The 12,490-nt window shown below is 36.7% G+C and carries 12 protein-coding genes; 9 read left to right on the top strand and 3 right to left on the bottom strand.

What is annotated here, in order from left to right:
• Nucleotides 1-14: 14 nt before the first annotated feature.
• A complete protein-coding gene (locus ACIQXI_RS04120) occupies nt 15-440 on the bottom strand; it encodes a hypothetical protein (protein WP_402921897.1) in 426 nt (141 codons plus the stop codon).
• Between the two features lie 216 nt (nt 441-656).
• Here ACIQXI_RS04120 and ACIQXI_RS04115 point away from each other — a divergent pair, with 216 nt between their 5' ends.
• The 6 genes from ACIQXI_RS04115 to ACIQXI_RS04090 all read left to right on the top strand — a co-directional run bounded on the left by ACIQXI_RS04115 (nt 657) and on the right by ACIQXI_RS04090 (nt 6,781).
• A complete protein-coding gene (locus tag ACIQXI_RS04115; protein WP_402921895.1) occupies nt 657-1,424 on the top strand; it encodes a TSUP family transporter in 768 nt (255 codons plus the stop codon).
• A gap of 118 nt (nt 1,425-1,542) precedes the next feature.
• Entirely contained in the window at nt 1,543-2,058 is a 516-nt protein-coding gene (locus ACIQXI_RS04110; RefSeq protein WP_402921894.1) for an RNA polymerase sigma factor SigV, read from the top strand.
• Complete coding sequence (rsiV, locus tag ACIQXI_RS04105) at nt 2,051-2,941, top strand: anti-sigma-V factor RsiV (protein WP_402921892.1); 891 nt, start codon at nt 2,051-2,053, stop codon at nt 2,939-2,941. Before ACIQXI_RS04110 ends, rsiV begins: the two co-directional genes overlap by 8 nt.
• Nucleotides 2,942-3,049: 108 nt before the next feature.
• Entirely contained in the window at nt 3,050-4,174 is a 1,125-nt protein-coding gene (locus ACIQXI_RS04100; protein WP_402921890.1) for an endospore germination permease, read from the top strand.
• The gene (locus ACIQXI_RS04095) at nt 4,174-5,634 is read left to right on the top strand and encodes a spore germination protein (protein ID WP_402925656.1); all 1,461 of its coding nucleotides are present in this window, start codon (nt 4,174-4,176) and stop codon (nt 5,632-5,634) included. The genes ACIQXI_RS04100 and ACIQXI_RS04095 overlap by 1 nt, the downstream gene beginning before the upstream one ends.
• Complete coding sequence (locus tag ACIQXI_RS04090) at nt 5,627-6,781, top strand: Ger(x)C family spore germination protein (protein WP_402921888.1); 1,155 nt, start codon at nt 5,627-5,629, stop codon at nt 6,779-6,781. Before ACIQXI_RS04095 ends, ACIQXI_RS04090 begins: the two co-directional genes overlap by 8 nt.
• A gap of 49 nt (nt 6,782-6,830) precedes the next feature.
• Here ACIQXI_RS04090 and ACIQXI_RS04085 read toward each other — a convergent pair whose 3' ends face one another.
• Nucleotides 6,831-8,567: an ABC transporter ATP-binding protein gene (locus ACIQXI_RS04085; protein ID WP_402921886.1), complete on the bottom strand. Its 1,737-nt coding sequence runs from the start codon at nt 8,565-8,567 to the stop codon at nt 6,831-6,833.
• 439 nt (nt 8,568-9,006) lie between these two features.
• On the opposite strand from ACIQXI_RS04085, the gene ACIQXI_RS04080 reads away from it, so the two are divergent.
• From ACIQXI_RS04080 to ACIQXI_RS04070, 3 genes are all read left to right on the top strand, one after another.
• Entirely contained in the window at nt 9,007-9,765 is a 759-nt protein-coding gene (locus ACIQXI_RS04080; RefSeq protein WP_402921884.1) for a TerC family protein, read from the top strand.
• A 185-nt stretch (nt 9,766-9,950) separates the two neighbouring features.
• Nucleotides 9,951-10,586, top strand: a complete 636-nt coding sequence (locus tag ACIQXI_RS04075; protein ID WP_402921883.1) for a Bax inhibitor-1/YccA family protein — start codon at nt 9,951-9,953, stop codon at nt 10,584-10,586.
• A 135-nt stretch (nt 10,587-10,721) separates the two neighbouring features.
• Nucleotides 10,722-11,234: a ferritin gene (locus tag ACIQXI_RS04070; protein WP_402921881.1), complete on the top strand. Its 513-nt coding sequence runs from the start codon at nt 10,722-10,724 to the stop codon at nt 11,232-11,234.
• 60 nt (nt 11,235-11,294) lie between these two features.
• On the opposite strand, the gene ACIQXI_RS04065 is transcribed toward ACIQXI_RS04070, so the two are convergent.
• Entirely contained in the window at nt 11,295-12,479 is a 1,185-nt protein-coding gene (locus ACIQXI_RS04065) for an iron-containing alcohol dehydrogenase (protein ID WP_402921879.1), read from the bottom strand.
• Nucleotides 12,480-12,490 lie beyond the last annotated feature (11 nt).

Genomic DNA, 12,490 nt, shown 5'->3' with positions numbered 1-12,490 from the left:
CAAAGCAAAAGCACCTACTGATAGGCAAGCTGTTTCATTTCCCACGTTTCGTAAACCATACCAACTAGCGTTCCCTTTTGTTGTGAATTTAGGACCACATCGTTGAATTTAGAAGCAAATAGCTGAAATTCTTTCGCATCCTCACTCACTATAAATTGTAAGATGGCATGTCCTTGCTGCCCTAAAAAAACTATATCCCCCGACAGTTCTACGACATGTTGTCCTGTTTTTGCCTTATAGTAGCGCCAATAAGGCTCTGTAAAAGCATAATTAAAAGCATCGCGAACTTTGACATCCGCAAAATCAATTAAATATCCTTCTTTTACTGTGTCGATATACACATTATCAGTAACATCCTTTTTCGCATTAAACACATAGCCTACAAGCACGCCCATCAACACAACGCACAGAAATACGCGAAAATGATTTCCTAAAGACATATGTCATCACGTCCCCTTTACGCAAAAACATCATTTCCTTCATAATACATTAAAATATTTACATAAAGTAGAATATTTTTGCATTTTGCAGACTTTTATATTTTCACAGTCATGGAAGCATACTAAATGCATTAACTGAAAATTCTTTCAGGCTATTTACAGTCACTCGATGTTCCGCTAATATCAGATTATTATTATAGAAAAGAGATGACGTTCGTGCCTTTTGATTTAGACTTTAATATTTTACTTATTCTTATTATTTTTGGCTTTTTGGCCGCATTTATTGACTCGGTAGTTGGTGGCGGTGGGCTAATTTCTTTACCAGCTCTCCTATTTGTAGGATTACCCCCTTCTGCCGCAGTCGCAACAAATAAACTAGCTGGTACAATGGGATCTCTCACAAGTACAATTACATTTTATCGCTCTGGAAAACTAGATATAAAATCCGTCTATAAGCTATTTCCATTTGTTTTTTTGGGCTCCATGATTGGCGCATGGATTGTCCATTTAATTGATCCAACTGTGTTAAAACCTCTAATGCTAGTCATGTTAGCGGTTGTAGCCGTTTATACGATATTCAAAAAAGATTGGGGTAGTATTTCTACTTACAAAAAGCTAACACCTAAACGATATGCTTTTTTTATCTTTATTATTACTTTAATCGGCTTCTATGACGGCTTTTTAGGACCTGGAACTGGTTCGTTCTTATTGTTTGCTTTTTTAATGGTGGGCTTTGACTTTTTAAAATCCGCAGGTAATGCCAAGTTTTTAAATTTCGGAAGCAATATTGCAGCGCTACTAATGTTTATATACTTAGGACAAATTCATTATACTTATGGTTTTGCCATGGGGCTTGCCCAAATTGCTGGTGCAATCGTCGGTTCAAAATTCGCAATTAAACGCGGGAGCAGTTATGTGCGTAAACTGTTCATCGTCGTAACAATCCTCTTACTTCTGAAAAATACATATGACTATTTTTCGTGAAACAATCCTTACCTCGTATTGAGGTAAGTTTTTTTTCTTTCCGTCAACTTTTTCTCCACTTTCATACGTCTAGTAGTTGTATACAAATTGAAAATGTTAAAAAGGAGCTTCTTTGGACATGACAAGAAATGCATTTCAACATGAAGAAGTGTTCATCCATTTAATTCGTGAACAGAAAGAGCGTTTTTATTTGCTCGCGTATAGCTATACGAAAAATGAACAGGATGCACTCGATGTCGTACAAGACAGTATTCAAAAAGCCATGCTTTCACTCGAACGTTTAGAGCATGTAGATTATATGAAAAGCTGGTTTTACAAAATTGTTGTAAGAACGGCCATCGATTTTTTACGTAAGCATAACCGCCTACAAGTAACCGACGATGATACTTTACACTATTTAACTCCCGCTAAAGAGGATATCTACGAAGACGTTGACTTAGAGCATGCATTAGCAACGTTACCTCAAATGTACCGTGAAGTCGTGATATTGCATTATTTCGAAGATTTAAAACTAGCTGATGTTGCCGACATATTGGACATTAAGCTAAGTACAGCCAAATCACGCCTTTATAAAGCATTAAAACTATTAAAAATACAACTCCAAGATGTGAAGGGAGAAATAACACATGGATAAAAAATTAAAAGAATTAAAAAAGCACTATAATGATGTACCCATACCAAAGGAACTGGACTTTGTCGTTGAAAATGCATTAAAACAAGGGAAAAAGAAGAAAAGAAATCGAGCGCCACAGTGGTTACTTGGTTCTGCGGCAGCAGCTATGCTATTTACAGCAGGTTTAAATGTCAGCCCTGCCATGGCTCGATCACTTGCTGATATTCCTGTTGTTGGCAGTATTATAAAAGTGTTAACTTGGACTGAATACGAAGTTGCAGAAGACACATATGACGCCAAAATTAAAGTCCCCTCTATTGAAAATTTAGGTAATACTGAACTTGCCAATACATTAAATGAAAAATACCGTACAGAAGGAAAAGCACTTTACGATGATTTTATTGCAGAAGTTGGCGATATAAAAGCCAATGGCGGTGGTCATTATGGTATAGATAGTGGCTATGATATTAAAACAGATAGCGAGCAAATTTTATCGATTGGGCGCTATATCGTTAATACAGTCGGTTCCTCATCAACTGTTATGCATTACGATACAATTGATAAACAGAACGAAATTTTAATTACACTGCCAATGTTATTTAAAGATGATAGCTATCTTCAAGTAATTAGTGACAATATTAAAGAACAAATGCGTGAACAAATCGCTTCATCGAATGCAGAAAAAGTATACTGGATCAAAGGCGCAGGTTTACCAGATGAAGAGCTAATGGATGAATTTAAAACGATTGACGCCAAACAGCAATTCTACATTTCGGATAAAGGGAAACTCGTTATTTCCTTCGATAAATATGAAGTAGCTCCTGGCTATATGGGTGTAGTAGAATTTGAAATACCTACAGAAGTTCTTCAAAATATTCTTGTAAGTAATAAATATATTCATTAAAAGTTGGCACTATCTCATGACATTGGGATAGTGCCCTTTTTTTGACTTATAATCCGACGATTATTTGTCCATGCTAACATGTATCAAAACATGTTAGAGGGTTTTCAAATGAAAGGTGTAGGATCAATTAGTATTTTACATGTTGTTTTCCTTGCAATGACCGTTATTGGCTTGAAAAATCATGTGACTATCATGCCTCCATTATTAGAAGTGGCAGAAAGGGATAGCTGGCTATCCGTTCTATTCACAACAATTATCATGTTTCCTTGGCTCTTTCTTTTAGTGTATATTCATAGAAAATCCAATCAAGAGCCACTAAAGGATTGGCTACCAAAAAAAATTGGCAATGTCGGATCTAAAATTGTAATCTATACTACTGCCATTTTCCTTATTATTATTGCAGCTTTTACAATGATTGAAACATTACAGTGGATCAATACTACGTTTTTACCGAAAACGCCTAAGCTCATTCTACTTGTCATTTACATCGCACTTTGCATTTTACTAGTTACGACTAGCTTACAAACCATCGTGATCGTCAATGTGTTCGTTCTATTAGCTGTAGTAGTGTTTGGTTTTTTTGTAGCATTTACAAATTTACAAGTGAAGGACTATGACTTACTGCGTCCTTATTTTGAACATGGCTTTCAACCTGTTATCAATGGACTTATCTATCCCGCTTCGGGCTTTTCAGAGTTAATTTTATTTTTATTCATACAGCATCAAATTAAAGATCGACTGCGATGGCATCATTTTGCCATCATGCTTCTGATTTTAACGGGACTAACAATGGGGCCACTCGTTGGTGCCATTACAGAATTTGGTCCAGCTGAAGCTTCTAAACAACGCTATCCTGCATACGAAGAATGGGGACTCGTTACAATAGGACGCTATGTGGAGCATTTAGACTTTCTTTCTATTTACCAATGGCTAACAGGCACATTTATTCGGGTCGGTTTTATTTTATATGTTGTTTCAGATTTATTAGGCATGGCTGGAGACCAGCGTCGCATTTGGAAAATGCTCGCATTTCCATTTTTATTTATTTGTCTTCCACTAATGTTATTAAATGAACACATATTTCTACAACTCAAAGGAAATTATATATTAACAGCTACTTTTATTTTCTTTTTCTTACTGTCCATTTTTTTAATGATTGTCGTTGTCATGACTGGAAAGAAAGCCAAAAAGTCGAAAGCCGTTGACCAAGACCCGGAAAGTGGTGATCCATGATGCCTTCAACAGAGAAGCCTTTAAATTTATCCACCTTAAAGCAACTATTTGAAAATTCAGCGGACGTGCAATTTCAAGAGTATGTATTTCAACAACATCGCGTGCAATTTGTCATCTGTGAGGCGATGATTGATCAACAACTACTCAATGATGTTATTGTTAGACGTGTTCAAACTCTTTTTAATCATTTATCAGATGATACAACACTACAAGAGTCTATTCATAAACGATTACACATTCCAGGCTTACAGGAAGTAACAGCTATATCTGAAGCCATTTCCCTTATTTACACAGGCCATTTACTCCTGTTTTTCGAGCAGGATGCATTGCTATTTGCCAGTAATATTGCGCAAAAACCTAATCGTAGCCCTGAAGAAACACGAATGGAAGTACTCGTCAAAGGGCCACGAGATAACTTTATTGAAGATATCTCAGTAAATATTGCCCTTTTAAGAAAACGTCTGCCGACCAATTCCTTATGTGTAGAAAAAATGGAAATAGGAAAACGTTCAAAGACAACTGTGGCTATTCTTTATTTTGGGGATATTGCCAACATGGATATTTTAAATGGCATAAAAGTACAGTTACAATCAGTTGATACAGATATCGTTTTTAGTGGCGATTTACTAATGGAACGTGTGAACAAAAATACGCGATTTTTTCCGAAAACCGATTATACGGGGCGACCTGATTTTGCCATCCAAGCATTGATTCGAGGAAGATTTGTTATTTTTGTAGATGGGGTTGCCTATGCTGTTATTACGCCTGTTAATTTATTTTTATTATTAAAATCAGGCGAGGATAATGAATACCCGATTGTTTTTAGTTCACTTGAACGATTACTACGGATATCGGGGATTTTTATTGGTTTACTATTACCTGCTTTTTGGCTTGCGCTAACAACATACCATCAAAATCAAATACCTTTATTGTTTTTAGCAACGATTGTACAAGGTCGAACCGGGCTTCCTCTCCCCTCTTCACTGGAAATGTTATTGATGTTATTAATGTTTGAACTGTTTCGAGAAGCAGGATTACGACTCCCATCTGTTATCGGTGGCACAATTAGTGTCGTTGGTGGGTTAATTATTGGGGATGCCGCTATACGTGCAGGTGTTACTAGTCCAGAAATGATTGTCATTATTGCGGTTTCTACCATTGCCTCCTTTACACTCGTTAATCAGTCACTTGTGACGACCGTCAGTATTTTCCGTTTAGGCTTCATTTTATTGAGCGGCTTTTTTGGCTTATTTGGCTTTTTTGTATCACTATTTTTAACCCTTCTCTATTTATGTAATATTCGAATATTTGGTTATTCTTATATGCAAGTTGGTGGTGATTTGGACTGGCAAACCATTAAAAAAACATTATTACGTTTGTCGCCAAAAGGGTATACCAAACGTCCAAACTATGTAGCGCCACAAGATCAAACACGTACGAGTGAGGAAAAAAATGAATAAAAAAATACTTAGTTTATTGTTTGTCTTCACATTCGTGTTATCCGGATGTTGGGATGTCACGGAACCACAAAGAATGTACTATGTTCACGCACTTGGGATTGATTATAAAGATGGCCATTATGAAACGTATATGCAAATTATTGATTTTGCTAATATAGCAAAATCAGAACAGCCTAATAATCCAGATGCTCAACAAGCCGAAATTGGCCATGCAAAAGGAAAAACGATAGAAGAATCGCTTTTTGATTTATATCATTCGATTGACCAAAAAGCGTTTTGGGGGCATATAACCTACATTGTTCTTTCAGAAGAAGTTATGAAAAGCAATAAGGTTAATCAAGTCATTGACTTTTTAACACGTTTTCGCGAAACAAGATATCAAATATGGGTATACGGTACAAAAGAGCCGCTCGATGAATTACTTGTCGTCACACCGATAAATAATAAGGCACTCACTTTATCAAAACTTGGAGATCCATTAAACTCCTTTAGACAGGAATCCTTTGTCAGGCCGATAAATCTTCGAGAGTTGGTAATAGGTCTTAATGAACCAAGTCATGAAGTCTATTTACCATTAGTAACAATCGACAGGGGATGGGTCTCGTCAAAAGGTGCGTCTGAATCGATTGAATTAAAGGGTATTACGATACTTTCTAAGGAAGGTTTAAAAGGGGCGATCACCCAAGATAAAGCAAACGGCATTAAATGGATGACCAATAAAACAATTCGCGGTGAAGTAACAGGGCAAATGGGCGCAAATAATACATTTGTAACCATTACGTTAGAGCATATTAAAGTTGAAATAAAGCCTGTCGTTAAAAACGATAATGTCCAATTTGATATCGATATCAAAATGGAGGCTAACGTCCTTGGTATTACAGAAAAAATCACTACGTCCGAAATTCGTCAAGAGGTTAAAAAACAGGTCAAAAAAGAAGTAAGAGAAACATACAAAGAAGGATTGGCACTGAACACGGATCTTTACCGTTTATCCGAACAGCTATACCGTAAAGACATTAAAACGTGGAAAAAATTAGAGGAAAACGGGAAAATTGAATTAACTGAAGATTCGATTCGAAAGATAAACGTCACTGTAGTCAAAGTAAATCCAGGTAGAGAGTCGTTTATCGAAACAATTGAAAAATAAGAAAACATAGGCATCGAGGAGTTACTTTCTCGATGCCTATGCATGATGTTTAGAAAACTTTTTCCAATTCTGTTTTGCGGAATTGGATATGATGGAGTTTTGCAAAAATGCCGTCTTGTGCTACTAGTTCCTCATATGTGCCATCCTCTTCAATCCCGTTTGGTGTCACAACTAACACTCGATCTGCATTGCGAATTGTCGCAAGGCGATGGGCAATAATGAGTGTCGTTCGATTTTCAGCAAGCTCTGCTAACGATTGCTGAATAATCATTTCCGTTTCGGTATCAAGCGCAGATGTTGCTTCATCCAAAATTAATATCGGTGGATTCTTCAAGAACATACGGGCGATTGCAATACGCTGCTTTTGCCCTCCCGATAGTTTTAAGCCACGTTCCCCAATTTGTGTCTCATAACCGTCCGGAAGTTCCGCGATAAATGACGCTAAATGTGCTCTTCTAGCCGCCTCTTCAATCTCTTCATTCTTAGCATCTAAACGGCCATAGGCAATATTTTCTCGAATTGTTCCTGTAAATAAGAACACATCCTGTTGTACAATGCCTATTTGCGCACGTAAAGAAGCTTGTGTCATATTACGAATATCAATGCCATCAATTGTAATCGCTCCACCATGGACATCATAAAACCTTGGAATTAGCGAACAGATAGTCGTTTTCCCAGCACCTGATGGCCCAACAAAGGCGATAGTTTGTCCTGCTCGCACATCGAAAGAAATGTTCTGTAAAACAGTTTTTGACGTATCATAATTAAAATCCACATTATTAAACGAAATATCTCCATATAAATGCGAGACATGCTGCGCCCCAACTCGATCCTGCACTTCTGGCTCTTGCTCTATCAACTCGCGGAAACGTTTAAAGCCGGCCATCCCTTTCGGATAAAGTTCTAACAATGCGCTTATTTTATCAATTGGTTTAATTAGAACATTTGTATACAAAACAAAGCTGACAAGCCCGCCATATGATAATTTTCCATTAAAGCTTAACCAAGCACCGACGACAAGGACTACCAATGTTAACAAACGCGTCATCATATAAATGCTCGAATGGGCACCCGCCATAATTTTATAGGCGTATAATTTGGCAGAACGGAAAAACCCATTTTGTTCTTTAAAACGCTCCATTTCAAACGCTTCATTTGTAAAAGATTTCACAACGCGCACGCCAGATACGCTATCTTCTACGCGACCATTAACATCTGCAATTTTCACATATAATGTTTTCCACGCATTGTTCATCTTTACGTTACTAACCGTGACTAGCCATATTAAAAATGGCACCATAATGGCTGCGATAAGGGCTAGTGTAGGATTGACATTAAACATAATGACGAACGCGCCTAAAAATGTCATAATCGCAATAAATAAATCTTCTGGTCCGTGATGAGCAAACTCACCTATATCAAATAAATCATTGGTAATTCTGCTCATAATATGGCCGGTTTTTGTATTATCAAAGAAACGGAATGATTGACGCTGTACATGATTAAACAGTTCTTGCCGCATATCGGTTTCAATATTGATTCCCAATTTATGCCCTAAATAATTGACGATAAAGTTTAGTACTGTGCTAAGAACGTATACCAGTAATAGCAACATACTAACTTTGACAATCATGTTCCACTCCCCTGTAGGCAATAGTTTGTCTATAAACCATTGTACAGCTAATGGAAAAGCAAGTTCTAGTATTGCTACAACGATCGCACTGGAAAAATCGATAGCAAATAATCGCTTATGTGGTTTGTAGTATGAAAAAAACTTTTTATACATTTGTGTCTCCCCTCTAAGTTGCTAAAAAATTCACTTATCTCCAATACTACCACTTGTGAGAAAAATTCGGAAAAGAAATTTAAGTATAGAATGACATTTTTATTTGCTTTTTGCTCACTACATGCTATAATCCTTGTAAGAAGAATTGAATAGCTTTTGACATTTCTGTCAAAGGGGAGTAGCTAGCAGATGCGAACGATGCATCTGATTTCACATTCGTCATTACATGGCCGTCGCCATCGGGTGTGATAGCAAACTCATCAACAAGATGAGTACTGTACTGAAATATCGGTACAAATTATTATTTGGGCTTCCAAATAGTTATGCTTAGCAAGACCTTTGCCTATTTTTTAGGCATGGGTCTTTTTCTTTTGCCTAAAAATAACAATAGGAAAGAGCATCATATTCATTTCTGTCCAAAATAAAGGAGGAAACACATTTGGAAGCTATTTTATTAGAATACGCATGGGTTTTAGTCGTATTAATTGTACTAGAAGGACTTTTAGCAGCAGATAATGCAGTCGTGATGGCTGTAATGGTTAAGCATTTGCCTAAAACGCAACAACAAAAGGCATTATTATACGGATTAGTCGGGGCATTTATTTTCCGTTTCGCCGCATTATTTTTAATTACAACACTGGTGAATTTTTGGCAAATTCAAGCTCTAGGGGCTGCTTACTTATTGTTTATGTCAATTAAGCATATTTATGATTCACGGAAAGCCGCGGGAGAATCAGATGACATTAAAGAACCTAAAAAACAATCTGGTTTCTGGATGACAGTTGTTAAAGTTGAGCTTGCGGATATCGCCTTTGCGGTAGATTCTATTTTAGCCGCAGTAGCCATCGCTGTTACATTACCGCATTTAGGGAATTTTGATGTGGGTGGCATTAACGCAGGGCAATTCGGTGTCATGTTCCTTGGAGGTATTATCGGGGTCGTGATGATGCGTTTTGCTGCACGCTGGTTCGTACGTGTCTTGGAAAAATTCCCATCACTTGAAACAGCGGCCTTCCTTATCGTTGGTTGGGTTGGTGTGAAATTAGCTGTGTTAACTTTAGCACATGAAAAATTAGGCGTTATTCCACATGATTTCCCACACTCAACGCTTTGGAAAGCGACATTCTGGATTGTATTAGTTGCAATCGCTCTAAGTGGCTACTTAGTAGGTGTCAAAAACCAAAAGAAAGAAGCCTAAACGCTTATAATAAAATTCGCCTAGACATAATGTCTTGGCGAATTTTTTATAATAGTTATTGGCGGTTCGTCAGAGTTTAGGAGTGAGTTCATTTGATTTAATGGCGATTGCCCTACTCTCTCCATGCTTGCTACTGTAAAATCGGGTATTGGATTAAGAAAGCTTAAAAAGAAAGGAATTTTTAAATGGCTTATGCTAACCGTAATCAAAACTTAAATAAAATTTTAAAACACTTTACCTTTATGTGGGTATTAACCGCGATAGGAATATTTGTTGCCACTTTATTACCATCGACTGTGGTCATGCCACTTTCGCTTATATGTATTTTACTCCTAATCATTGCCTGCTTTGTTCGTAGCTTAAAACTAGCCAACTCGATTATGTACGCAATCCCCTTTTTAATGGGGATTTTACTCTTTTGGACAACACAATTTTTTATAGACCAGCTCGGACCACAATTAGTTTTATTAGTCTTCGGAGCAACCCTAATCATTTTCATCATACTCGCTCTAGTAGGTATGGTGATGAATAAGGATATTTCAAATTGGGGAAGCTATTTATTCACTGTACTTATCGTCGTGCTTGTGTTTTCGCTTCTTTTTATGTTTATTCCAGTAAGTAATGTTTTTGGGCTTATTATTGCAGCAGTTTCTGTCTTACTGTTTAGTCTTTTTACAGTATATGATTTTAACCGTATTCGACATAATCATGTGTCTGACGAAGAAGTCATAGGGATGGCATTAAATCTATATTTAGATTTCATTAATCTATTTACAAATCTATTAGAAGTAATATGGCGTTTAAAAAATGAATTTGATTAAATTTTCTAATTGAGAAAGAATATCAATTCACTTTTGCACCATTTATGTCGAAAAATATATTTTTCTGTATGATGACCATCTTTCGCTATATACTAGAAGAAGTAGTAAGTATTTACTGCAAAGGGAGGAACATTTATGTTATCTGAAAAACTACACACAGCGCTAAACGAACAAATGAATTTTGAATTTTACTCAGCACATGCTTATATGGCAATGGCCGCCTATTGCACAGATCAAGATTACGATGGTTTTGCCAATTTCTTTTTAGTGCAAGCTGAAGAAGAACGTTTTCATGCAATGAAATTTTATAATTTTTTAAGTGATATGGGCTACCGTGCAACAATTCACGGCTTTGACAGTCCTGAAAATCATTTCGACTCGATTTTACATGCCTTTAAAACAACTATGTCTCATGAAAAAGAAGTAACTCGTCGTATTTATAACTTATCTGATATTGCATTAGATGAACGTGAGCACGCAACGATGGCATTTTTAAAATGGTTTATCGATGAACAAGTGGAAGAAGAATCAACATTTGATACGTTAATTCGTAAAATCGAACGGATTGAGAATGATTCTAATGCTATTTTTATGCTGGATGCAGAATTAGCGAATCGCTCTTTCACGCCAGATACTGAAGCTAAATAAAAATAAAGGGATGTATCAACTACGTTTGATACATCCCTTTTTGTATTCATTATTTACTCCCTACAACGGCCAGTTTGGCTCTCGAATTTCTCCATCAAATGCCGCACGATAAATAGCAAAAATATCATCTCGATTTAATGTCATCGGGCTGCGAGCTAAAATTCTCGTTTGTTTTGTTGCATCATCTGTTAATTGTTCAAGTGCAGATTCTGGTATGTTAAAGCCTTTCAAAGTAGAAGGAATATTTACATCGTTTACTAGTTGTTGTAATGCATCCACACATTTGTAGGAAGCTTCTTCTTGAGATAAGTACATCGATGATATTCCCATTGCATCTAAAATATCTTTCATGCGTTTTTCGCAGCTTTTACGGATATAGCCCATTACGTATGGCAATAATACTGCGTTTGAATCACCATGTGCAATATGGTACTGACCACCAAGCGGATAAGCCAAGGCATGTACCCCTGCTACACCTGCATTAAAAAATGCCAAGCCTGCTAAATAACTACCATAACTCATATCAGAGCGTGCCTGCTTGTTTTTACCATCATGTACAGCTGTACGAATTGAATTACTAATTAATCTAATTGCTTGCAGTGCAAGACCGTCTGTCACTACATTTGCATTAATAGAAACATATGCTTCAATTGCATGTGTTAAAGCGTCTACACCCGTAGCAGCAGTAACTTTTGAAGGCAATGAAATTGTTAATTCAGGATCTACAATTGCTACATCAGCAAGCAAATAATCATGGGTCACAACATCCTTAGTTGTTTCTAATGATAATACAGAAATATTGGTAACCTCTGATCCCGTCCCCGAAGTTGTTGGAATTAAAATTTTCGGAAGTCCTTTATTTTTAACTGCTTTCGTGCCTGTTAAATTTAAATAGTCTGCCACCTGCCCCTCATGAGTAGCTAATACAGCTGCCAACTTTGCTAAATCTAATGCACTTCCTCCACCTAACCCAATTACTAAATCAAATTGATGTTTTCGTGTATAGTCAACTAGTCGTTCGCCAATTGCAAGAGGTGGCTCAGGTGCAATGTCGTTATAAATCGTCGTCTGATATCCATTGTCCTGCAATGGCTTATTAACCTGCTCCACTAAGCCTAAGTCTTTTAAAAATGGGTCCGTTACTATTAATATATTATTTGCTTGAAATTTGTTTACTTCTACAAGTAGTTGTTGTAGACAACCCCAACCTGTATAACTTGTAGGAGTAAAGGTTAATTTATTCATTTAATCTACTC

This window comes from Lysinibacillus sp. NPDC097195, assembly GCF_044762075.1.
Taxonomy (GTDB): Bacteria; Bacillota; Bacilli; order Bacillales_A; family Planococcaceae; genus Lysinibacillus.
Note: the sequence above shows the minus strand (reverse complement) of the source record. Positions and strands in the feature narration are given on the sequence as shown.

What these genes read in the sequence shown, in the direction of transcription:
- ACIQXI_RS04070 (WP_402921881.1), top strand. Translation starts at nt 10,722, where the DNA reads ATGTTATCTGAAAAACTACACACAGCGCTAAACGAACAAATGAATTTT.
- ACIQXI_RS04090 (WP_402921888.1), top strand. Translation starts at nt 5,627, where the DNA reads ATGAATAAAAAAATACTTAGTTTATTGTTTGTCTTCACATTCGTGTTA.
- ACIQXI_RS04075 (WP_402921883.1), top strand. Translation starts at nt 9,951, where the DNA reads ATGGCTTATGCTAACCGTAATCAAAACTTAAATAAAATTTTAAAACAC.
- ACIQXI_RS04065 (WP_402921879.1), bottom strand. Translation starts at nt 12,479, where the DNA reads ATGAATAAATTAACCTTTACTCCTACAAGTTATACAGGTTGGGGTTGT.
- ACIQXI_RS04110 (WP_402921894.1), top strand. Translation starts at nt 1,543, where the DNA reads ATGACAAGAAATGCATTTCAACATGAAGAAGTGTTCATCCATTTAATT.
- ACIQXI_RS04085 (WP_402921886.1), bottom strand. Translation starts at nt 8,567, where the DNA reads ATGTATAAAAAGTTTTTTTCATACTACAAACCACATAAGCGATTATTT.
- ACIQXI_RS04100 (WP_402921890.1), top strand. Translation starts at nt 3,050, where the DNA reads ATGAAAGGTGTAGGATCAATTAGTATTTTACATGTTGTTTTCCTTGCA.
- rsiV (WP_402921892.1), top strand. Translation starts at nt 2,051, where the DNA reads ATGGATAAAAAATTAAAAGAATTAAAAAAGCACTATAATGATGTACCC.
- ACIQXI_RS04095 (WP_402925656.1), top strand. Translation starts at nt 4,174, where the DNA reads ATGCCTTCAACAGAGAAGCCTTTAAATTTATCCACCTTAAAGCAACTA.
- ACIQXI_RS04120 (WP_402921897.1), bottom strand. Translation starts at nt 440, where the DNA reads ATGTCTTTAGGAAATCATTTTCGCGTATTTCTGTGCGTTGTGTTGATG.